The following is a 21,742-nucleotide window of genomic DNA, read 5'->3' as shown; positions in this document are numbered from 1 at the left end:
TACCTTAGTACAACCGACACAGTGCCTTATTTTTGTTCTAAAATCATTTATTATAACAACGATTATGAGAATGAACATGGTACCCTAGTGAGGACTTGAACCTTTGGCTCTAGGCTCATGATACCAACGGGTTTTCTCCCTGAGATAGTTCCAGTGTACTTCGTTGTGTACATGCAGTGAGTTTTTCGAAGATGAATTTAAGCTGTGTGACTATTGTCTTGTTATAGAGACTACTTCAAACTATATGTGGTTTACATAAAAAGTTACTTATTTGAGGTTTTGCTATGAATGTTTTTTACAAAATGAGCGCATCAGTTTTAATGAGCACGATGCTATTAACTGGCTGTTCAAGTCTTAGTACTCATAATACGGTAGATAAAACTGAGGTCGTAAAATCATCTCAAGTTGCGCCTATTCCACAAGTAGGGTTTCGCTATAGTGATGCTGAAAACTTTGATCTCGCTAATGAAGACAAGCTTTCTTGGCGTATATTTTATGACAAACCCTCTACAGGAACAGATGCTAAGTGGTTTGATGCGGTAAAACGTGGTGACCTAGCAACGGTTAAATATATGGTAAATAATGGTCAAGACTTAGAAGCTAAAGATACAGGTAGCCTTAATCAAACCGCTCTCGGCTGGGCAGCATTTATTGGCTATGAAGATATTGTAGATTACTTAGTTGATAAAGGCGCTGATATATATGCTAAAGATGATGGTGACGTTTATAACGTCATGAAATCTGCTGTACTAGGGGGAAATACCGTTATTGTTAAAAAAGTACATAAGTTATTAAATGACAAAGCGCCTGTCGATTTAAACGACCAAGAAATAGAAGATGATGGTGAAACATTTATTATGGTTGCCGCTAGTAATAATCGTATTGAGACGGTCAAATATTTACTGGCTCAAGGTGCTAATCCCAACCTTGTGGCGACTACTCAAGATGAAACTCAGGCATCGTATAATCAAAGTGCTTACTCCTATGCTTGTACTCGCGGTCATGCAGAGATGACAAAATTACTTGCGTCAAAAGGTGTGGTTAATCATCGTACGGGCAAAGCAAGTTGTCAATAACGTTTTCAATCATTAGAGCTATCTAATTGCTTTTGATTACAGACCTTCATAGTAGTCTAGATACTTAAAAAAAGGACGCTTCACAGTTTTTGAAGCGTCCTTTTTTAGGTTATACCTATGGCGAACCACTCAGGTACCTTCACTGGTTTGGTTCCCTATACAGGCATCGATGTGGTAGATATATGAGACACCTAGGAATTTTCATACTCTCTAAGATTGTTGAATATCAAACAATCCCAGCGTGGTTCAACATATGTATCAAAAAAAACATTTTTTATTAGGAAAAGCCATGCTTCTTAGTTTTATTGCGCGCCATAGCACATTAATTATGCCAGTTTGCGCAATTGTGGGCTTTGTTTTTCCAAACTTATCCAATGCAGTATTGGTATATTTGCCCCAAATACTGTTCTTCTTGATGTTCTTTACTTTACTGGGCATCGACCAATACGCGCTGTTAAAGCGTATAGCGACAAGCTATGTGTGGGTTTTTGCCTTGTTACAAAGCGGGGGCATGTGTCTAGTTTTAGTATTAATTGCTTATGCGTTCGGTGTACGTGGCGATTGGCTATTGGCGATTGCAGGTCTTGGCGCCACTGCCCCATTGTTTGGTAGTGGTGCGTTGGTCAATGCGGTGGGGTTTGATGCACAACTGGCGACGGCAAAAACTATCGCTGCTACGCTCATTATGCCATTCACATTATTAGGCGTATTATGGCTATTAGGCGATGAAAGTTCAAATTTAGACGTTGGTCTTTATGTCAAACGCTTGTTAGTTTATATTTTTATGCCAATGGTGCTAGCTGTGGGAGTGCGTCGGTTTGTTCCACCTGCTATTTTGTCACGTTATTATCCCAAAATTGGGCAGTTTAATATTTTACTGCTGATGTTGTTTCCACTGGGACTGATGGCAGGATTTCGTACCACCTTTGACCATAATCCCTGGCAAGCGTTGTTATTACTAGTGCTAAGTTCGGTATTGGCATTGGTATTTTATTTTACCGCTTATATAATATATCGGCGTTTTGGCTATGAGAATGCTATTGTCGCGGCGCTGGTGTGTGGCGGACGCAATGTATTACTTTCTTACACCATAACTGTACCCTTTATGGGTGCGGTGTTTCTACCGTTACTGGGTGCTTTTCAATTACCAATGTTTTGCTTACCCTTACTGGGCAAATATATGGCAAAACGCCATACGACTCGACCTATGGATTTAAAGTCAGGTTTCTGAATCGCCCTGACTACTTACAGATAAGTTATTGTTTAGAGGGTTTATTTTTTGGGTATACCCTAGCGGAACCAGCTATTTCACCCTTCAAACCTATTAATAGACCACTTAAAACAGACTGCTATAGTGGAACCACTTATATTAGACCGTGTTTGATGATTCATAAATAGCCATCATTCACAACAAAGTTACCCAATACTGCGTGACACACTTCGAGTGTAGCAGTTTTATATAAGAGGTCTATTAATAAGCGATTTATCCGCCATCTCATTGGCCATCAATAGTGCTTGGTATAAGCTGGTCGCACTTGCGCCGTCGCGCCCTGCTAAATCAAGCGCCGTCCCATGGTCGACGGAGGTACGGATATACGGCAACCCCAAAGTAAGATTGACCGTATCGCCAAAACCGTGTGATTTGAGCACTGGTAAACCTTGGTCATGATACATAGCAATCACAGCGTCACAATTCGCTAAATGTCTTGGGGTAAATAGCGTATCTGCAGGCATCGCCTCTGATATATCGACGCCTGCATCGATAAATTCTTGTAGCACGGGGTTAATAATCTCAATTTCCTCGACACCTAGATGCCCGCCCTCGCCTGCATGCGGATTAAGACCGCATACCAAGATACGCGGCTGCGTTAAGCCAAACTTCTCGCGCATATCGTCAATGACAATTTGCACCGTTTGGCGTACATTATCAGCGGTGATAGCAGCAGGTATGTCTTTTAATGCTAAATGTGTGGTAACAAGCGCCACTTTCATGGCTTGATTGGCGAGCATCATCACGACTTTCTCACAGCCACTTTGCTGCATAAAAAACTCAGTATGACCACTAAACATGGTGCCATCGAGCAGTTTAATATCAGCATCTATCAGTGCAGATTTTTGCAATGGCCCTGTGACGATAGCAGCAACTGTTTTGTTGGTTGCTAACTGATGGGCGATGTCCAATTGCTTGGCAACCATGGCCGAATTACGAGTATTAATTTTTCCGCAGACAACTGGTTCAGCACAAGGGGTATTCAGCAGGATAAAAGCATGATTGTCATTATTATTGTCATCAATAGTTTGCTGTGACATCTGCTCTAAAAAGTCATCGGCTGCGATGTCTAAATCGACAGTTTGCCAAAATGGACAGCTCTCGAGCACGCCTGCTGTTACCAGCATATCAGCGCGCTTTTGCATCGCAGTGCTATCGGCAGTAACCCAGATTGGGCGTTTAAAATCTTGCAATTTACCCTCAGCTGCTAATAGCAGCACAACATCCATTCCAATACCAGCAGGCTCACCGGTTGTGATTAATAATGGTAGTCTTTTTTGCATAGTAAAATATCCTAGTTTGATATTAAGAATATGATTTTATTGTATTTATTATTATGAAAACGAGCGTTTAAGATGGTCTAAGACATCGCAAATTTTATGTCATAGCAGATGGCATTTTTATAGATAGTTACTTATAGCAGCCGAAAAAACGGTAGAATGTGTTAAACTTTCGCCTTTCATTGTAGCATTTACCAGCAAGCGCTGAGACCACCTTTTGGTACTTCTCTCGTAGAGGTATGTCGCGCTTGCTTGGCTGTATCACTATTAAAATAAATACTGATAGCACACCGCTATTTATAATCTCTTATATACTTAATTTTATACCGACTTTTGACACATTAGGCATCCATGGCAGACAACGAAAAAACCGACGACTTACTCAATCAAACACCGCCACACAATATCGATATTGAAAAGGCCTTGCTAGCGTCTTTGATGAGTATCGAAGAGGCATACGATAAGATTGCAGATATCGTCACCAAAGACGACTTTTATGCAGGGCGACATCAGTATATTTTTGATGCTATTGCGCATTTGGCGGCGGTCAACGAGCCTTATGATACGGTCATGGTACATGACTGGTTAGAAGCACAAAAACTACTCAAAGGTGCCGGTGGTGACAGCTACTTAGCCGATATTTTGAGTCAAAGTCCTGCCACCTTGTTTAACCTCACCGCTTATGCGCAGCGCGTGCGCGAGCTATCGACCTTACGCCAGCTGATTACTACTGGCAATGACATGCTGACCCTTGCCTATAATCCCAAAGACCAAACGGTAAGCGATATCTTAGACAATGTTGAGGCAAAAATATTCAGTATTAATGAGCAACATAACAAACGCGCTGAGCAGCGTGGACCCGTTGGTATTACCTCAGTATTGACCAATGTTATTGATAAAATCCAAGAATTAAAATCCAATCCTGACGGCATGATTGGCTTACAAACGCCGTTTGTCGAGCTAAACAATAAGACTCAAGGCTTACAAGCGGGCGATTTAATCATTGTGGCGGCGCGTCCTTCTATGGGTAAAACAACCTTTGCGATGAACTTGGCAGAAGGGATTTTATTTAACGAAGATTTACCCGTGGTGGTGTTTTCGATGGAGATGCCAGCCGAGTCTATCGTCATGCGTTTGCTGTCATCATGGGGCGCGATTAATCAGACGCACCTGCGTTCTGGGCAAATGAACGAAGATGAATGGGCAAAAATGATGAACGCCATTCAGCATTTGCAGTCTAAGCATTTATACATTGATGACAGTACTGCCCTGCCGCCCTCTGAGCTACGTTCGCGCTGCCGCCGTATCGCTAAAAATCATGATGGCAAACTTGGCGCTATCATTGTCGATTATCTACAGCTGATGAAAGTGCCTAATCTTGATGGCAACCGTGTTGGAGAAATCTCCGAGATTTCTCGTAGCTTAAAAGCTTTGGCTCGTGAGCTTGAATGTCCGGTTATTGCCTTATCGCAGCTTAACCGTAGTCTAGAGAACCGTCCTAATAAGCGCCCTATCATGTCGGATTTGCGTGAATCGGGTGCGATTGAGCAGGATGCCGATTTGATTATGTTTATTTATCGCGATGAGGTTTATAATGAAAACTCAGACCACAAAGGCGTGGCTGAAATCATCATTGGTAAACAGCGTAATGGCCCTATCGGCACCATACGCTTGGGCTTTGAAGGGCAATTTACCCGCTTTATCAACCTGACGCCAGAATACTATCAAAACGTCAGCTTTGAAAATGATGAGTAATAAACAAAACGAACGATACGCTTAATAAGCGATTACTCATAAAAAATAGCCAGTGCGTCATCAGCCCAATTGATGACGCATTGGCTTTATCACTTTACTCATAAAATAACTTTGCTAATAAGCCAATTTTGACAATAATATAAGCTTGCTAATAGAGAAGGCAATTATGCGCACTATTACAATTAAACCAGCCGCCATCACCCATAATGTGGCTGAAGTTAAAAAACGGGCACCGACAGCTAAAGTCCTTGCTATGGTTAAAGCCAATGCCTATGGTCATGGCGTGGCCGCTGTTCTGCCAGCATTAAAACAAGCTAAACCACAGGCAGATGGTATCGGCGTCGCCACCTTGATAGAAGCCTTGGAAGCTCGTCAATTGGGCTGGGATAAAACCATTGGTCTAATCGAAGGCGCATTTACCGCCGATGAGTGGCAGCTGGCGATTGAGCATGATATTAGCTGCGTGATTCATCATGAGCCGCAGTTAACGTGGGCATTAGAAAACACCCCACCTACTACCAGCGCTACTAGCGTGGTTTGGCTTAAATACAATACTGGCATGAACCGCTTAGGGTTTAATGACCAAACCCTTATTCCAGCAGCCAAACGTCTGCATGAAGCCGGTTATCAGTTGGTTTTGACCACTCACTTTGCCAATGCCGATGACTGCGCTCATCCTCTAAACGCCATTCAAATCCAGCGCTTTAACGACATGCTGCAGACCCTAAAAGAAACGGTGAGTAGCGATGTAAAAGGCTCATTGTGCAACTCAGCGGGTATCGTCAATTTCCCCGAGCATCATCACGATTGGGTACGTCCGGGCATCATGCTCTACGGGAGTACGCCAGTCATTGATAAAAGTGCGCGTGATTTGGACTTACAGCCAGCGATGGAATTTAGCGCGCAGATTATCGCTCTACAAACGGTCAACGCCGGTGATGGTATTGGTTATGGCAGCCGCTGGACTGCGATGCAAGATACCAAAACGGCTTTGGTTAGTATCGGTTATGGTGATGGCTATCCACGGGTGGTGAGTGACAACGCTTATGTTTCTGTTATTGATGCTATCAACCATCAAAGCTATCCATGCGCGGTAGTCGGACGAGTGGCGATGGATATGATCGTCATTGATGTCAGCACTGTTCCAGAAAGCGTGGCTTTAGATAGTAAAGTGATACTTTGGGGTGATGCGCCGCACGTCGATGAAGTCGCCGCTCATGCTGAGACCATTAGCTATGAGTTGCTATGCCGCCTAAGCGCTCGCCCAAATCGGACCATAGCAAAATCATAATTGATAGAGTTTAATGTAATGATGGTTTGAGAGACGAATGAAGCAATGCAGCACTGCAGCACTGCTGAATCACGGCAAATTGGACATTTACATTAAGCCCAATTGCGCTATACTAAAAGTTTGTTGTCACACCAGTATACGCACTGACGCGATGCTATTAAAAAATGACAACGTATCATTTTTCATCGACTGCGATCGACTGCTAGGATTACTATGAGTTTGCGCCATTTTTTGACCCTATCTGATTTAACCAAACAAGAACTAGAAAACTTAATCAAACGCGCGAGCGAACTGCGTAAGATGCAACATGCTGGCGAGATATATCAGCCTTTTGTTGGTCGGACGCTTGGCATGATATTTGAGAAATCATCCACCCGTACGCGTATCTCGTTCGAGACTGGCATGGGTCAGTTTGGCGGTAATGCTATCTTTTTATCGCCAAATGACACCCAACTTGGCCGTGGTGAGCCGCTAGAAGATTCCGCTCGCGTCATCTCGAGCATGGTCGATATCATCATGATTCGCACCTTTGGGCACGAAAAAGTTGAGACCTTTGCGGAATACTCTAGTGTACCGATTATCAACGCGCTTACTGACGAATTCCATCCCTGCCAGCTGCTTGCTGATATGCAGACCTATTATGAGCATCGCGGTAGTATCGAAAATAAAATCGTCACGTGGGTCGGTGATGGCAACAATATGTGCGCCTCCTACATGCAAGCGGCCAATCAGTTTGGCTTTGAGCTACGTGTAGCAGCCCCTTATGGTTTCGAGCCTGACCCTGAGCTGATGAAACGCTTCTCGCATTGCGTCAGTATCGTTGAAAACGTCCAAGAAGCGGCGAAAGATTCAAACTTAATTGTCACCGATGTCTGGGCAAGTATGGGGCAAGAGTCTGAACAAAATACCCGTGCGCGCCGCTTTGCTTCTTATCAAGTGACGCCATCACTACTCGATAAAGCCGACCCTGAAGTGGTGTTTATGCATTGCTTGCCAGCCCATCGCGGCGAAGAAATCTCTCATGATATGCTCGATGATCCGCGCTCTGTGGTATGGCATGAAGCCGAAAACCGCTTACATGCGCAAAAAGCTTTGATGGAATTTTTATTAAAAGATAAAATTAAGCTGCCTGCCTAAAAACAAGCTGGTAAAGAGCATAACCTGAAATATTGATAAACCAGCACGTATAAAAATAACACGTACAAAAAAAGGCAGAGCATATTTATAGTGCTCTGCCTTTTTATTGTTTACAGCTTTATTTAGCGATAAGTTATAGCATTAAATTCTGTCAATAATACATTAGCGCGTTAAAGTCGTCACGCCATTACTGCCCGCTTTTAATAAGACATCGGCTTGATTGGCAGCAAAGATACCATTACAGACTACCCCAACGATATTGTTTAATTGCTGCTCAAGCTCTAGTGGGTTACTGACATCTAAGTCATAAGTATCTAAAATCACATTGCCATAATCGGTAACGAAATCTTCACGATATACTGGCTCAGCGCCCAAACGGGCTAATTGCCTTGCCACATACGAGCGCGCTTGTGGCAGCACCTCTATCGGTACTGGAAATTCGCGTCCCAACCATTCAACGCTTTTACTTTCATCAACCATGCAGATAAACTTATTAGATGCTGCAGCGACAATTTTTTCACGTGTGAGCGCGCCGCCGCCACCTTTAATCAATTGCAAATGCTCATTTACCTCATCAGCACCATCGATATAGACATCAAGCTGACCGGCAAAGTTTAAATCGACAATTTCGATACCAAGAGCGCGTAGCTTATCTTCGGTGACCTGTGAGCTTGCAACCGCGCCAGCAAGCCTTAGTGTCGGCAACAACTCAATCAAACAGTTAACCGTACTGCCCGTCCCCACTCCAAGTATCATGTCATCTTCAATATAGCTTAGGGCAGCTTTGGCTGCAGCTTGCTTTTGTGCTTGCTGATCACTCATCATAAATCCTTGGAAAAATAAACGTCTCACTCTAAAAGAGCTAAAATGATAAAAGAGGTAAAATGCGCGCTTATTATAACCGATGGCTTTAGGCGATGTTAGCGTAAAACCCATTCTAAATACTCATTGCCCCTTCTCAGAGCCCATACTTACTTTAATGTATTGATGGCTTGACCTTTAACCTTCAAAAAAACTCCCTATAAAATTTGCAATTGTGTCTTGCAAGATAGTGAAAATCAGCATAGGCTAATCTATTTCGTTTTTGTGCTTATCTATACTGGTTTATAGTTATTTATAGCGGCTAATTTATAAACACTGACTTTATAGCCATTTGCACTTCTTTTATTCATCTTCACTCTGTTTAGGAATTATTATGCTGTCACATTGGGTACGAGCCATCTTGCAAGCCACCGTCTATGACGTTGCCATTCAAACACCACTTGAAGCTGCACCCAAGCTGACCCAACGTTTTGCTAATGATATTCGATTTAAGCGCGAAGACCTGCAACCAGTAAAATCTTTTAAATTACGCGGTGCTTACAACCGTATTAGCCAATTGAGCGATGAGCAAAAAGCGCGCGGCGTCATTTGCGCCTCAGCGGGCAACCATGCCCAAGGCGTTGCTTATTCAGCGCGTAAGCTTGCCCTAAATAACATCATCGTGATGCCAACCACCACCCCTGACATCAAAGTAGATGCCGTTAGAGCACTCGGCGGTAATGTCGACTTGTATGGCGATAGCTTTGATGAAGCCAACCGTTATGCAATCAATCGCGCTGAGACTGAGGGTTTAACCTTTATTCCGCCTTATGATGATGAATTGGTCATTGCAGGACAAGGTACCATTGGTCTGGAATTAACCCAGCAATGGCGCAACATGGATTATGTATTCGTTGCTGTGGGTGGTGGCGGTTTGATTTCTGGCGTTGCAGCATTCTTGGGTGAAGTTGCGCCGCACGTCAAAGTCATCGCTGTAGAAGCAGACCAATCAGCTTCACTTAAAGCTGCTCTTGAAGCAAATGAGCGGGTCACGCTTAAGCAAGTCGGTCTGTTTGTCGATGGTGTTGCAGTCGCTCAAATTGGCGAGCTACCTTTTGATATCGTGCGTATGCAAAAAAGTGATAAATCAGGTCCTGTCGTCGAGCCTGAAGTGGTCACTTGTACCAACGATGAAGTCTGCGCGGCGGTGAAAGATATCTTTGAAGAGAATCGTAGCATCGTTGAACCTGCTGGAGCTCTACCCGTTGCAGGTATGAAAAAATATATCGAAGCCCATAACCTACAAGGTAAAAACTGCGTCGGTATCATTTGCGGTGCCAATATGAACTTTGACCGCTTGCGTTATATCGCTGAGCGTACTGAGATTGGTGAGAAAAAAGAAGCCATCTTTGGCGTGACCATTCCTGAGCAAACCGGCGCTTTCTTAAACTTCTGCCGTAGCCTACATGGCCGTAATATCACCGAGTTTAACTACCGTGCCGATAGCAAAAAATCACCAGATTCGATGGAACCTGCAGCAATCTTTGTCGGTATCGCCCTAAAAGAGGGCGACAAAGAGCGTCAAACGATTAGCAATCAATTGGCGGCTGATGGCTATGAAGCACACGACTTAACCGATGATGATATCGCCAAATCCCATATCCGTCATCTGATTGGTGGTCATGCACATGTCGAAAACGAGCAGTTATTAAAGGTAGTTTTCCCTGAACGTCCGGGTGCATTGCTGACTTTCTTAGAAAAACTGGGTGACGATTTTAATATTACCTTGTTCCATTATCGCAACCATGGCGCCGCTGAAGGTCGTGTGTTGGTCGGCTTGCAAGCTTCTGAGGGCAACTCTCGCCAACTACAAGATGCGCTTCTTGATATTGGTTATGACTGCACTATGCTTAATGACAATATTGGTTATCAGTTGTTTTTAAAATAGGTTTTTATAAGCAACGATGATGACGTATTGTGAGCGGCTTATCCTACTAGGATTGGCCGCTTACTCATATAGAGAGTACTATGCATATCCCTACCATTTTTGCCGAAGACAATTTTGATAATGTCATTGAATTTATTGCCGTCAATCCGTTAGCGACTTTGATTGCTCAAACTAAAGATGGCATCGAAGCCTGTCATATACCGCTGTTTTGGCATAACGACCACGCTAAATTCAATGCAGATGTTGGTTATGACTCTGCTTCCAATAAATCACACGGCTATCTTTATGGTCATTTTGGTCGTAAAAACCCTATTTACCAAGATGCCTTAACAGACAGTTCATGGTTAATTATTTTTCAAGATTCGGGGCATTACATTAGCCCCAACTGGTATCCAAGCAAAGCAAGAACCCATAAAGAAGTACCGACATGGAACTATCAAAGCGTACACATTCAATCTAAAATCGAGATGCTCGAAGATACCGATACGCTGAAATGGATATTAGCAACCATGACCGCGCAGCAAGAGGTGATATCCGATAACCCTTGGTCATTAGATGACGCGCCAGCTGCTTATATCGAGGCCATGTGTCGCGGTATTATTGGTTTTAGATTGCCTATCGATTCGATACAAGCTCAGTTTAAATTGAGCCAAAATAAAACCGTCGAAAATATTAATGGTGTGATAAACGGTTTAGAGCAGTTAAATACTAACAGTGCTGTAGCAATGGCTGCTAAAGTTACCAATCAGAACAATGGCTAATTTAAGTTGTCCTCATTCACCATAAAAACCTATTTTGAAATACTTTAATCGCTTAACGCTCTTTTAATCAGTAAAAACAACACCATTATTATCTTACGTTATTGATATCCATGAGGTTTTGATGAGTAAACACAATAAAAACCATAATCAGCCCGCACATAGCCAACCAGATGCCGTGCGTATGCGTCTTGATAAATGGTTATGGGCCGCTAGATTTTATCGCACCCGCACCCTTGCCAAAGAAGCCATCGAAAGCGGACGCGTCCATTATGCAGGGAGCCGCGTCAAAACCAGCAAAGAGATTGCCGTCGGGGATGAGCTCAGTATTCGCCAAGGCTCAGCAACCGCCATGACTGAGAAAACCGTGTTGGTTGAAGCGCTAAGCGCACAACGTGGTAATGCGATTGCTGCCCAAGCGTTATATTCTGAAACTGAGGAAAGCGAGGAGCGCCGCGCTTTTTATGCCGAGCAGCGCAAACTTGCCAATCTTGCCCGTCCAGATAATAAACCCAATAAAAAAGAGCGGCGTGATTTACAACGCTTCAAACACAACCAAGACTAAGGCTGTTATCCATACTGCTCACTCAATATTTATCGCTTTAACTTATTTTAATAATAAAGATGATAAATAAAGAGGGTTCATACAGACTATTTATGTAAGCTATTAAAGTCGGCAGCTTGCTATTATTGATAGCCTAATGTGACCCTATTGTTTTACCTCTACCCTTGCCATTCAACGTATTAACCGTTACGCTGATAGCCAATTAATTTACTCGATAACATGCTAATAAACCGCATTAATCATGCTGGTCTTGATAGCATGTTTTTTTGTTGTGATAAAAGGTCATTATATGCTAATTAAAGCGTCTACTCCCTCATCTGTGCTATTGGTTTGTTTGGGAAACATTTGCCGTTCACCGACCGCCGAAGAGATTTTTCGTCAGCAAGCAGCCATTGCAGGGCTAGCGATGAAAGTGGATTCGGCAGGGACTGGAGATTGGCATATTGGTCATGCGCCTGATGTACGGGCACAGCGCCATGCTAAAGCTCATGGTTATAACATTAATAAGCTGGTCGCGCGTCAAGTAAGCGCTGACGACTTTCGCAAATTTGATTTGATTTTGGCGATGGATGCGCAAAACTTAGCTGACCTGCAAGCCATTAAAGACAGCATCACTGACACAGATGGCAAACTTGCCAAACTGGCGCTATTTAGTGAAGAAGATCCAACCTACGGCGGCGACGATGTACCAGACCCTTATCAAGGTGATGGCGACGCTTTTGAAGAAGTCATCGAACGTATCGAATCAAGTGCCCAAGCGTGGATTGAAAGTTGGAAAACTGCTTAGAAATGATTAATAGTGCTTAGCAATAAAGCGCCATATTTCTGCTACCTTTATGCCGTGCATCCTTTATAATAAACTCCGCATGATTTCTTGTTTATTTGCCAGATAGGCTATGTTATGACCTCAGCTTTACGCCATGATTCCAATGCTCAACCTACGACATCGACTAACCTTAAGGTGAATGTACCACAGGCTAAGTCAGTCGATTTGTCCCATAGCAATACCATGGCATTGGCATGTGTGGCGGATATGGTCGTGACGCTTGCCGATGAGGCGCAACTTGATGCCTTTATGGCAAATCACGGAAAAGATGCAGAGCTTACTAAGCCGTTATTCGCGCTCTCTGGCGGTAGCAATGTTTTATTGCCAGCGCATCTAGATGCGATTGTCTTACGTCTCCAAATGCACGGTATCACTATAACGGCGCAAACAGACAGTCATGTCGATATCGAAGTGATGGCCGGTGAAAACTGGCACGATTTGGTGATGTATACCGTGGCTCAAGGTTGGTATGGACTTGAAAACTTGGCATTGATACCGGGTCTGACGGGAGCGGCTCCTGTACAAAATATCGGTGCTTACGGTGTGCAATTAGAAGATTGCTTAGAGTATGTTCGTGCTTATCATCTGCCAACCCACACTTGGCATCATCTAACAGCAGCAGACTGCCAGTTTGGCTACCGCGACAGCCTCTTTAAGCGTGCGCCTAATACTTGGCTTATCACTCGCGTGGGTTTTCGCTTACATACCGATGCCAATAAAATCCTTGCCAGCTATGGCGATGTGCAGACGGTCGCGCAGCGCTATGCAGAGCAGCAAGGGCGCATGCAGCCCGTACCTGCTGATGTCATGCAGGCGATTATAGATATTCGCCAACAAAAACTGCCCGATCCTAAACAGCTCCCCAACTGTGGTAGTTTTTTTCAGAATCCTATTATTCCTCAAGCGCAATTTATAGCGCTACAATCCGCTCACCCTACCATCGTTGGCTATCCAATGGCGGATGCCATGGTCAAGGTAGCGGCTGGCTGGTTAATTGAACAGTCTGGTTTAAAAGGTGGCGGTTTAGCGCCGATTATGACCCATCAACAGCAAGCCTTGGTGTTGACCAATCACAGCCCTTATCAAGCGACGCAAGCAGATGTGGCAAAGGCTCAAAATCATATTGCCAATATTGTCTCTGAGATATTTGCGATTGAATTATCACGCGAGCCGGTTTGGGTAAATGCTGACGGCTCTATTGGATTTGATGAGCATGTGGTCTAAACGATCATGGTCTAAGCGCTTATGGCGCTCTTACTTACGTTCAGCTGAGCGTATGATAAAGCTGTTTCGTATTATTAATGCCACCTTTTTACTGGGTTCAACGGCGGTTATTCTCGTTATTATCAGTTTATTTACCCCGCTATTTTCACAAGCGGTGATTTACCTTTTAGCCCATTTACCTTTACCAAAGATGCCGCCTGCCGCCATGAGCTCTCCACCGACCGCCTATGTGGTACTGGGCGGCGGTCTGACCAATGATAATAACAATCAAACCATCCTAAACAGTTATAGCCTCAACCGCGCCCGTACGGCGGCAACCGCCTATCATGATTTGCCGCTACCTATTGTACTGAGTGGTGCTGAGGCGCCTTGGCTTGGTCAGTGGCTTATAGAACACGGTATTGATGGGCTTATCAGCGAAAATGCCAGTATGAATACCTGTGAAAATGCGCGTTTTACTGCTAAGCGTATTCCTCTACATCATGTGTACCTGATTACCGATAGCTATCATATGGCGCGAGCAAGGAGACAGTTTGCCCTAAACGGCATCAATAGTACCCCAATCAATGCGCCTTTACCGGTCAAACGCGATTGGATGGAACCGGCACAGAACTTGAGTCATTCGCGGCGGGCAGTTTATGAAGTCGCCGCCTACTTACGTGATGTGATACGCCCACAAGCAAACTGTCGGCATGCTAAGGATGTGACCTCGCAGCAACTCTTAACCCCTAGAGGCAATGCCGTGAAAACGCCTACTGAATAACGCTTAGCTGGCATTCTCTGACCTAGTATTATTAGATTAGTATTATTAGATTAGTATTATTAGATTAGTATCATCAGACGACTATTATTGCCCCATTACCCACTGTCTCACTTTTAGTATTTATAGAACATTTAAAACACTTGCAATAAGTGTATAATATAAGAAACTGCTATTGAAGAGGTTTGCCATGCTCAGTATATTTTTATTAATTCCTTTAAGTTTAATGCTGTTCGTGGTCGCCATCTGGGCAATACGCTATGCGGTCAAATCAAACCAGTTTGAGGACTTAGATAATGCGTCACAGCGTATTATCTTGGATGATCGTCAAGAACGTCGGCAAACGATTCAAGCTCATACGCCTAGTGACGATATACCACAAGCTGATGACACGGCAGACTCCAACAAAGCCGACGATTGAGTGCTACTGATTCACCTTTTACCGATATCGTCTTAACAAAGCAAATAGCTATCAATAAAATTCAAACATATAGCCTTCCATATCTCATTTATACGTGACTGCTTTTATCATTTTTTTAGATAAATGATAAAAATAGGCTCACGCTTTACTATTTTTAGGAGAGACTCCCCATGACCACAGCTTTACTTGTTGCGGCATTACTAATGGGATTTTTTGGTTCACCGCATTGCTTAGGCATGTGTGGCGGGCTAGTAGCAGCATTTAGTCTATCGATGAAAGACGTGAGCCCTGCTAAGCGCCGCGCTTTGATAGCCACCTACCATTTCGGGCGTTTAAGCAGTTACGCATTTTTAGGTTTGGTCGCCGGACTTGTGGGTACCACGGTTTTAGAGCCATTAATGAAAGGCAATAGTACGCCTCGTATCTTATTGGGCTTGGTATTGGTATTTGTTGGTGTCACGATGCTTGGCGCGCCATTTTTAACCAAGCTTGAGCGTGTCGGCATGCGTTTTTGGCAGTATCTGAGTCCGCTACGCCAAAAAGTATTTCCACTTAATACCTTCCCACGTGCTTTAGCGGCAGGGTTATTATGGGGCTTCTTACCTTGTGGTTTGGTTTACGGTGCGCTACTCATTGCCGTCGTTGCTCACAACCCATTGGGCGGTGCGGCATTGATGTTTGTCTTCGGTTTGGGGACAGTGCCGATGTTGGTTGCCACTCATGAAACGGTTGGTTGGCTACGTGAGAAAATTGGACGCCTACGTTTAAGGCAAATTAATGGCGCTATCATGGTTTTATCGGGGTTAGCCGTCGTTTTCGTGCCTATCGCCATGTCCAGTATGCATGGTGACCATGGCGGTGGTCATAGCATGAACATGGAGCATGGTGAGCATACCATGATGAATGACACAGGTAATACCACCGACCACGATATGAGTCAGATGGACCATAGTATGCACAATATGAATGATGACTCAGCAGATATGGAACATCATCACTAACTAATTGCTGTTTAATATTCCTTTAAATTGATGGCATCTAAAAACAGACGTATAAAAAAGCCCTTAATCATGCATTAAGGGCTTTTTGCTGTTTAAATGCTTTAGAACTTAATTCAAAAAATTCTATTAAGGCTGCCACTGCTCAAGGCTAAACTTGGTATCTAAATGCTTTTCTAATGCAGGGATATTAAAGGCATCATCTTCGCTGACGAAGCTAATACTGATACCGGTTTGGCCCGCGCGTCCAGTACGTCCAATACGGTGTACGTAATCATCTGGCTGATCTGGCAGGGTGTAATTAATCACATGACTGACATCATCAACATGAATACCGCGTCCTGCCACATCGGTCGCGACCAACACAGAAGCATGACCATCTTTAAAGCGTTGCAGATATTTTTCGCGCTTTTGCTGAATCACATCGCCTGATAACATGACGATTCTATGTCCCTGACGCAGCTTATGATACAAGCGCTTAACCTGATCTTTACGGTTGGCAAAAATAATCACCTTCTCGACTGTGCTATCAGTGATGATACGCTCGACCGCTGCTAGTTTTTGATCTTCGGTTAATAAGTAAAAATGCTGATCGACCAATTCACTGGTCTTATGCTCAGGCTCAATTTCTACAAACTCTGGCTCATGCAACCAGCGATAAGCGAGATTCATCACATCTTGGTTAAAGGTGGCAGAAAACAACAAGCTTTGACGATCAGTATTCGGCGGCATACGACCAACCAAACGCTTGATATCAGGGATAAACCCCATATCGAGCATACGATCAGCTTCATCTAACACCAACACTTCCACGCGATCTAGATAGACCATGCCTTTGTGCATTAGGTCAATCAAACGACCTGGAGTGGCAATTAAGATATCCACATATTGGCGCTCAAGCTCATGCTGCTGAGTTTCATAATTGGTGCCACCCATGATACACACGCTGTGTAGCGAGGTATATTTGGTCAAAGCAATACAGTCGTCAAATATCTGCTGGGCAAGCTCACGGGTTGGTGCCATAACAACGGCACGTGGCTCACCTAAATAACGTTCTTCATCGGTAGCAAAAGGACGTTTTAATAACGCTTCCATAATGGTCAGTAAAAACGTTGCCGTCTTGCCAGTACCCGTTTGCGCCTGTCCGATGGCGTCTTGATTTGCCAATGTATGCGGTAATATCTGTGCTTGAATGGGCGTCAATTCAGTAAAACCTAAATCACTTACGGCACGTAAAGTAGGGTTTGATAACGGCAAATCCGTAAACGTCTTAAAAGTACTCAAAAAAATATCCTTGTGTGTGAATCGCTTGTCTATTATTAATAAATAAAAGCTTAAATGAATAAAAGCTCATGATAAGCGTTGGTTTTATAATACGACTGTCTGTTGTGAATAAGAAACATTGTGATTAGAAGCTACTACTTAAAAAAGCCCAGTCCGTAATCTCTAATCAGGCAATCTATAAAACTCATAAGCATAAAAAAGCCAAGCCCAACGCCTAAACTTACCAAATATGCTGCGTTCAACTCAACATAGGTAAGACAAGACGGGCTTGACTCAGTAGTATATCAGTAGTTTGTACAGACATTATAGCTGAACGGCGCTAATCACTGTAGCGATTACTCTTCTACTTTTCTGACTTCTTCAGCTTGCAGGCCTTTATCGCCTTCTACCACACTGAACTCAACCTTTTCGCCATCTTTTAGAGAGCGATAACCATCACCTTGGATTGCGCGGAAATGGACAAAAATATCTTCGCCGCTATCACGTTGAATGAAACCAAAGCCTTTTGAGTCATTAAACCACTTAACGATACCTTGCTCACGAGCTGACATAATATTACTTCCTAAAAAGTCACTTAACCCCAAATTCCTTTGCGAGATTGCATATAAACGGGGTTTAAGATTATGAAATCAAAATGTAAGAGTACTACTCTACATACCATCATCTGCACATAAAGCGTGTTATTACCCTCTTTATGATGCAGCCTATAGTAAAATTACTATGGTCAGTGTAGGTTCATATCAAAATTGCTTTATGCACTTTAATAGTTAGCCCAACTGACATTAGCAACAAATAGGTAATATTTGTTGCGTAAAAAATATCATAGCACGGGTTTTTAGCAACATAAAGACTTTTAACACGATTTTTAGCCCCTAGGATAATTTTTCATGTTATTTTTTATTACATGGCTGCCAAGCTGTTATCATAAAAGGATAAGCGCTTATCTATTCGGCTAGTTTTATTCTTCGGATAACTTTACTCTTAAAACCTTACAGCAAAGTTATCTTATACGGTCCTACTATGGACCCATAGCGATAACGACAACAATACTTATAAATAAAATACCACTTTATAAAGATAGAGACTATTATGACCACACCTTCTCAGTCAGCAGTGACCGACAAAACCTCTAATCAAGAAACTCTTATAAGTTCAAATGACATAAGTGCAAATGACATAAGTTCAAACAACATAAGTGCAAACGCCAAAACGCATAAGCTGTTGCTTATCAATGGTGTTAATTTAAATTTGTTGGGTAAACGTGAGCCTGAGATTTATGGTCATACAACCCTTGCTGATATTGAGAAAAGTTTGGTCGCACGGGCAGCCAAATATGGCATTGAGCTGATTTGCATTCAATCAAACCATGAAGGCAAGCTTGTCGATGAGATTCAACATTATGGTCTGTTAGCAGAGTCAGCAGCGCAAGTAGATGCGATTATTATCAATCCTGCTGCCTTTACTCATACTTCGGTTGCGATACGGGATGCATTATCGGCGACACAAAAACCCTTTATAGAAGTGCATTTGTCCAATGTTCACGCCCGTGAATCGTTCCGGCAGCATTCTTATTTTAGTGATATAGCCGTCGGCGTTATTTGCGGCTTAGGGCATTTAGGCTATCAGATGGCATTAGATTATTGGCTGACTCATACTTATGATTTGAAGTTAGACAGCTAATGATTTATCACTTGATGCTTGTTATTAAAACCTTATTGAAACCTTATTTATTAACCAATAAAAAACCGTCATACTGTTAAGTTATAAGCGAAAATCTATAACTTATAAGCAGCATTAAGATACGCATACTGTTGCTTTTGGCACATTTTTTGGCACACTAGTTAAACAGCAATCCTTTGCTTAAAATAATAACATTGGGGCTTAGTAAATAAACCCACTATATGGTGACATGAATGGCAAAATCGTCCGGAAAACGCTTTATGAAACTCGCTGGCATGACCGCCAGTATTGCCGGCAAAGCCGCAAAAAACTCATTAAAGCATCTATCAAGTGACGAAGAAAAACGTCTACAAGCGCGCTCAGAGCTGATGCAAGATGTCGGTGTTCAGATAGCTGAAACGCTTGGCGAAATGAAAGGCGCGGTGATGAAAGTGGGTCAAATTGCCTCGCAATATAAAGATGTGTTTCCGCCGGAGGTTGCAACGGCTTTAGAGAAGCTGCAAAAAGATGCACCGCCGATGCCGTATGCGCAGATACGTGCTCAAGTTGAACGTGAGCTTAACGCACCAGTTGCTGAGTTATTTACTGAATTTGAAGAAGCACCCTTTGCCGCCGCCTCAATCGGGCAAGTGCATAGAGCCGTTTTGCCATCTGGACAAAGGGTGGTGGTAAAGGTTCAATACCCTGATGTCGATGAGAACTGTGATAGCGACCTGAAGCAAGTACGCATGGCGCTAAAAATAGCCGGCGTGCTCAATATGAGTAAACAATTACAAGAGCAGTTATTTCACGAGATTCGCCAAAGCTTGCACGATGAGCTCGACTATATTAAAGAGGCGCACAACCTCCAAGTATTTGGTGCGTTTCATGCAGAAGACGACGGTCTTATTATTCCTAAAGTGATTGGTAGTCATTCATCTAGACGGATTTTGACCTTAACCGAAGAGATGGGTGAAACGCTAACGGTCGCCGCGACGTGGGATAATGCTATCAAGCAAAAAATTGCTGAGCGCCTGTTCCATTTTAGCGCAGGGCAACTATTTGGTTTATACCGCATGCACTGTGACCCACACCCTGGCAACTTTGCTTTTCGCACCGATGGCAGTGTGGTCGCTTATGATTTTGGCGGAATTCGCAGTTATAGCCATAGCGAAGTGCAATTATTTAGGCGTTTTGCCAAGCATGCTTTAAAGGGTGATGTGACCGCGCTTGAGCAAGATTTAATCGCCCTAGACATTCGCCGTGATGACGAGAAAGTTGTGCCGGGTGAGTTTTATCAGAAATGGCTAGAGATTGGCCTTAAGCCTTTATCCGTAAAGCCTTATCAAGAAGGTGCATTTGATTTCGGTAGCAGCCAGACCCATCACGAAGCCATCGCCCAAATGCGTACTTCTTTAAAGTATTTTGGTCAGTTCCAGCCATCAGCGACGACGATGATGCTTGACCGTACGATTTCGGGTCAGTATTGGAATTTGGTCAATCTGGGCGTGGTGATAGATTTATCACCACTGGTTGCTGAATATATAGACTATTAGTACTTAAAAGCCCGATAATTTTAAAAAGCCATATAAGTCGCGTTAATAAACACTAAACATGCAGGGCATGACCGCAGCGATCGCAGAAATCCGCTCCTACGGCGTGGCCAAATTTTCCGCAGTTTGGACAGGCAATAGGATTGAGCTGTGGACGCATATTACGCGCCAGCTCAGCGGTAAAGATACCCGTCGGTACGGCAATAATCGCATAACCGGTAATCATGACCATAGATGCAATTGCTTGCCCGATGGGCGTTTTTGGTGACATATCGCCATAGCCAGTGGTGGTGACCGTTACCACCGCCCAATAAATAGAGATTGGGATACTGGTAAAACCATTTTCTGGCCCTTCTACCACATAGACGACTGCACCAAAAATAGTCACCAGCAATACCAAGGATAAGAAAAATACCGTGATTTTCTGCTGGCTGGTTTTAAGTGCTGAGGCAAGAAAACCCGCTTGCTGCATATAAGTGTTGAGCTTGAGCACGCGAAATATACGCAAGATACGTAGTATGCGAATCACGAGCAAATACTGTACACCACCAAATATTAAGCTTAAATAGCTTGGCAATACCGACAATAAATCAACTATCCCAAAGAAGCTAAAAGTATAACGAAAGCGATTGGGCGCTGAAAATAGCCTTAAGATGTATTCAATAGTAAACAAAATGGTAAAAAACCATTCTGCATAGCGAAATATGGTGCCATATTGCAAACGCATGTACAGCACACTATCTAGCATCACTACGCCGACACTGGCCAAAATCGCAATCAGCAATACGATATCAAACAGCTTACCCAAACGGGTATCCGTGCCTTCGATAATAATATGAATGCGGTTACGCAAATGAGTAATGGCTTCGGCAGTTGGTTGCTTCATAGAGTCAATAAAGTCACAAGATCAATGGTTATATAGAACCGAACGTTTTAGGCTGGCATGGACAAGCTAAGGTTGGTCAAAATGCGCTAAAGTGGTTTATAATATTGCAAATATTGTTGCTCTCGACCGTCATCGTAAGAATTGATGATGGGTCAAAATATAGAAAATAGCAGTGTAGCAAAAAAGCGCACCAAACGACATACAAATCGTTAACTGGCCGATAGGTCTATTACACTGTATTAACAGCACA

The 21,742-nt window shown here is 43.3% G+C and carries 20 protein-coding genes; 15 read left to right on the top strand and 5 right to left on the bottom strand.

Annotation, left to right across the window (positions count from 1 at the left end):
• Positions 1-302: 302 nt before the first annotated feature.
• Both ACP7AA_RS04045 and ACP7AA_RS04040 read left to right on the top strand, forming a co-directional pair.
• Positions 303-1,076, top strand: coding sequence for an ankyrin repeat domain-containing protein (locus ACP7AA_RS04045; protein ID WP_131401070.1), 774 nt, complete (start codon positions 303-305; stop codon positions 1,074-1,076).
• A gap of 289 nt (positions 1,077-1,365) precedes the next feature.
• Positions 1,366-2,307: a lantibiotic ABC transporter permease gene (locus tag ACP7AA_RS04040; protein WP_131401071.1), complete on the top strand. Its 942-nt coding sequence runs from the start codon at positions 1,366-1,368 to the stop codon at positions 2,305-2,307.
• A gap of 224 nt (positions 2,308-2,531) precedes the next feature.
• On the opposite strand, the gene pdxA is transcribed toward ACP7AA_RS04040, so the two are convergent.
• Entirely contained in the window at positions 2,532-3,629 is a 1,098-nt protein-coding gene (pdxA, locus tag ACP7AA_RS04035) for a 4-hydroxythreonine-4-phosphate dehydrogenase PdxA (RefSeq protein WP_201564965.1), read from the bottom strand.
• Positions 3,630-3,977: 348 nt separating this feature from the next.
• Here pdxA and dnaB point away from each other — a divergent pair, with 348 nt between their 5' ends.
• From dnaB to argF, 3 genes are all read left to right on the top strand, one after another.
• Positions 3,978-5,381 carry a replicative DNA helicase gene (dnaB, locus tag ACP7AA_RS04030; protein ID WP_201625142.1) on the top strand — a complete coding sequence of 468 codons (1,404 nt, stop codon included), beginning with the start codon at positions 3,978-3,980 and terminating at the stop codon, positions 5,379-5,381.
• Positions 5,382-5,547: 166 nt separating this feature from the next.
• Positions 5,548-6,672, top strand: coding sequence for an alanine racemase (alr, locus tag ACP7AA_RS04025; protein WP_426222737.1), 1,125 nt, complete (start codon positions 5,548-5,550; stop codon positions 6,670-6,672).
• A 213-nt stretch (positions 6,673-6,885) separates the two neighbouring features.
• Positions 6,886-7,809, top strand: a complete 924-nt coding sequence (argF, locus tag ACP7AA_RS04020; protein ID WP_183618390.1) for an ornithine carbamoyltransferase — start codon at positions 6,886-6,888, stop codon at positions 7,807-7,809.
• A 162-nt stretch (positions 7,810-7,971) separates the two neighbouring features.
• On the opposite strand, the gene rpiA is transcribed toward argF, so the two are convergent.
• Positions 7,972-8,631 carry a ribose-5-phosphate isomerase RpiA gene (gene rpiA / locus ACP7AA_RS04015; RefSeq protein ID WP_201590905.1) on the bottom strand — a complete coding sequence of 220 codons (660 nt, stop codon included), beginning with the start codon at positions 8,629-8,631 and terminating at the stop codon, positions 7,972-7,974.
• Positions 8,632-9,004: 373 nt separating this feature from the next.
• On the opposite strand from rpiA, the gene ilvA reads away from it, so the two are divergent.
• The 8 genes from ilvA (at position 9,005) to ACP7AA_RS03975 (ending at position 16,113) form a co-directional block, all read left to right on the top strand.
• Positions 9,005-10,558 (top strand): threonine ammonia-lyase, biosynthetic, encoded by a 1,554-nt coding sequence (gene ilvA, locus ACP7AA_RS04010; RefSeq protein ID WP_201564961.1) that lies wholly within the window; start codon positions 9,005-9,007, stop codon positions 10,556-10,558.
• Positions 10,559-10,638: 80 nt separating this feature from the next.
• On the top strand, positions 10,639-11,319 hold the full coding sequence (locus tag ACP7AA_RS04005) for an FMN-binding negative transcriptional regulator (protein ID WP_426222736.1): 681 nt from the start codon (positions 10,639-10,641) through the stop codon (positions 11,317-11,319).
• Between the two features lie 121 nt (positions 11,320-11,440).
• The gene (locus ACP7AA_RS04000; protein ID WP_201564959.1) at positions 11,441-11,881 is read left to right on the top strand and encodes an RNA-binding S4 domain-containing protein; all 441 of its coding nucleotides are present in this window, start codon (positions 11,441-11,443) and stop codon (positions 11,879-11,881) included.
• 289 nt (positions 11,882-12,170) lie between these two features.
• Positions 12,171-12,668, top strand: coding sequence for a low molecular weight protein-tyrosine-phosphatase (locus ACP7AA_RS03995; RefSeq protein ID WP_296172716.1), 498 nt, complete (start codon positions 12,171-12,173; stop codon positions 12,666-12,668).
• A gap of 114 nt (positions 12,669-12,782) precedes the next feature.
• Complete coding sequence (gene murB, locus ACP7AA_RS03990) at positions 12,783-13,931, top strand: UDP-N-acetylmuramate dehydrogenase (RefSeq protein ID WP_426222735.1); 1,149 nt, start codon at positions 12,783-12,785, stop codon at positions 13,929-13,931.
• Positions 13,921-14,694: a YdcF family protein gene (locus ACP7AA_RS03985; protein ID WP_201619324.1), complete on the top strand. Its 774-nt coding sequence runs from the start codon at positions 13,921-13,923 to the stop codon at positions 14,692-14,694. Before murB ends, ACP7AA_RS03985 begins: the two co-directional genes overlap by 11 nt.
• A 187-nt stretch (positions 14,695-14,881) precedes the next feature.
• Positions 14,882-15,112 carry a cbb3-type cytochrome oxidase assembly protein CcoS gene (gene ccoS / locus ACP7AA_RS03980; RefSeq protein WP_201565277.1) on the top strand — a complete coding sequence of 77 codons (231 nt, stop codon included), beginning with the start codon at positions 14,882-14,884 and terminating at the stop codon, positions 15,110-15,112.
• Positions 15,113-15,282: 170 nt separating this feature from the next.
• A complete protein-coding gene (locus ACP7AA_RS03975; protein ID WP_201619325.1) occupies positions 15,283-16,113 on the top strand; it encodes a sulfite exporter TauE/SafE family protein in 831 nt (276 codons plus the stop codon).
• Positions 16,114-16,239: 126 nt separating this feature from the next.
• On the opposite strand, the gene ACP7AA_RS03970 is transcribed toward ACP7AA_RS03975, so the two are convergent.
• Together ACP7AA_RS03970 and ACP7AA_RS03965 are read right to left on the bottom strand one after the other, a co-directional pair.
• A complete protein-coding gene (locus tag ACP7AA_RS03970) occupies positions 16,240-17,394 on the bottom strand; it encodes a DEAD/DEAH box helicase (protein ID WP_406947524.1) in 1,155 nt (384 codons plus the stop codon).
• Between the two features lie 335 nt (positions 17,395-17,729).
• Positions 17,730-17,945, bottom strand: coding sequence for a cold-shock protein (locus ACP7AA_RS03965; protein WP_011513806.1), 216 nt, complete (start codon positions 17,943-17,945; stop codon positions 17,730-17,732).
• Between the two features lie 538 nt (positions 17,946-18,483).
• Between ACP7AA_RS03965 and aroQ the strand changes: the two genes are divergently transcribed.
• A complete protein-coding gene (aroQ, locus tag ACP7AA_RS03960; RefSeq protein WP_426222734.1) occupies positions 18,484-19,074 on the top strand; it encodes a type II 3-dehydroquinate dehydratase in 591 nt (196 codons plus the stop codon).
• 233 nt (positions 19,075-19,307) lie between these two features.
• Positions 19,308-20,609 carry an ABC1 kinase family protein gene (locus ACP7AA_RS03955; protein WP_298871173.1) on the top strand — a complete coding sequence of 434 codons (1,302 nt, stop codon included), beginning with the start codon at positions 19,308-19,310 and terminating at the stop codon, positions 20,607-20,609.
• A 52-nt stretch (positions 20,610-20,661) separates the two neighbouring features.
• Here the strand turns inward: ACP7AA_RS03955 and ACP7AA_RS03950 are convergent, their stop codons facing one another.
• Complete coding sequence (locus ACP7AA_RS03950; protein WP_201619328.1) at positions 20,662-21,492, bottom strand: ion transporter; 831 nt, start codon at positions 21,490-21,492, stop codon at positions 20,662-20,664.
• Positions 21,493-21,742 lie beyond the last annotated feature (250 nt).

Origin of the sequence: Psychrobacter sp. DWR1-2-3 (genome assembly GCF_049896465.1) — a bacterium.
GTDB classification, from domain to species: domain Bacteria; phylum Pseudomonadota; class Gammaproteobacteria; order Pseudomonadales; family Moraxellaceae; genus Psychrobacter; species Psychrobacter maritimus.
This window is presented reverse-complemented; position numbering and strand designations above follow the sequence as displayed.

Coding starts and splice junctions, on each gene's coding strand:
- ilvA (WP_201564961.1), top strand. CDS start 9,005: ATGCTGTCACATTGGGTACGAGCCATCTTGCAAGCCACCGTCTATGAC.
- ACP7AA_RS03975 (WP_201619325.1), top strand. CDS start 15,283: ATGACCACAGCTTTACTTGTTGCGGCATTACTAATGGGATTTTTTGGT.
- murB (WP_426222735.1), top strand. CDS start 12,783: ATGACCTCAGCTTTACGCCATGATTCCAATGCTCAACCTACGACATCG.
- dnaB (WP_201625142.1), top strand. CDS start 3,978: ATGGCAGACAACGAAAAAACCGACGACTTACTCAATCAAACACCGCCA.
- ACP7AA_RS03955 (WP_298871173.1), top strand. CDS start 19,308: ATGGCAAAATCGTCCGGAAAACGCTTTATGAAACTCGCTGGCATGACC.
- ACP7AA_RS04000 (WP_201564959.1), top strand. CDS start 11,441: ATGAGTAAACACAATAAAAACCATAATCAGCCCGCACATAGCCAACCA.
- aroQ (WP_426222734.1), top strand. CDS start 18,484: ATGACCACACCTTCTCAGTCAGCAGTGACCGACAAAACCTCTAATCAA.
- ACP7AA_RS04040 (WP_131401071.1), top strand. CDS start 1,366: ATGCTTCTTAGTTTTATTGCGCGCCATAGCACATTAATTATGCCAGTT.
- rpiA (WP_201590905.1), bottom strand. CDS start 8,631: ATGAGTGATCAGCAAGCACAAAAGCAAGCTGCAGCCAAAGCTGCCCTA.
- argF (WP_183618390.1), top strand. CDS start 6,886: ATGAGTTTGCGCCATTTTTTGACCCTATCTGATTTAACCAAACAAGAA.
- ACP7AA_RS04005 (WP_426222736.1), top strand. CDS start 10,639: ATGCATATCCCTACCATTTTTGCCGAAGACAATTTTGATAATGTCATT.
- alr (WP_426222737.1), top strand. CDS start 5,548: ATGCGCACTATTACAATTAAACCAGCCGCCATCACCCATAATGTGGCT.
- ACP7AA_RS03985 (WP_201619324.1), top strand. CDS start 13,921: ATGTGGTCTAAACGATCATGGTCTAAGCGCTTATGGCGCTCTTACTTA.
- pdxA (WP_201564965.1), bottom strand. CDS start 3,629: ATGCAAAAAAGACTACCATTATTAATCACAACCGGTGAGCCTGCTGGT.
- ACP7AA_RS03965 (WP_011513806.1), bottom strand. CDS start 17,945: ATGTCAGCTCGTGAGCAAGGTATCGTTAAGTGGTTTAATGACTCAAAA.
- ccoS (WP_201565277.1), top strand. CDS start 14,882: ATGCTCAGTATATTTTTATTAATTCCTTTAAGTTTAATGCTGTTCGTG.
- ACP7AA_RS03995 (WP_296172716.1), top strand. CDS start 12,171: ATGCTAATTAAAGCGTCTACTCCCTCATCTGTGCTATTGGTTTGTTTG.
- ACP7AA_RS03950 (WP_201619328.1), bottom strand. CDS start 21,492: ATGAAGCAACCAACTGCCGAAGCCATTACTCATTTGCGTAACCGCATT.
- ACP7AA_RS04045 (WP_131401070.1), top strand. CDS start 303: ATGAGCGCATCAGTTTTAATGAGCACGATGCTATTAACTGGCTGTTCA.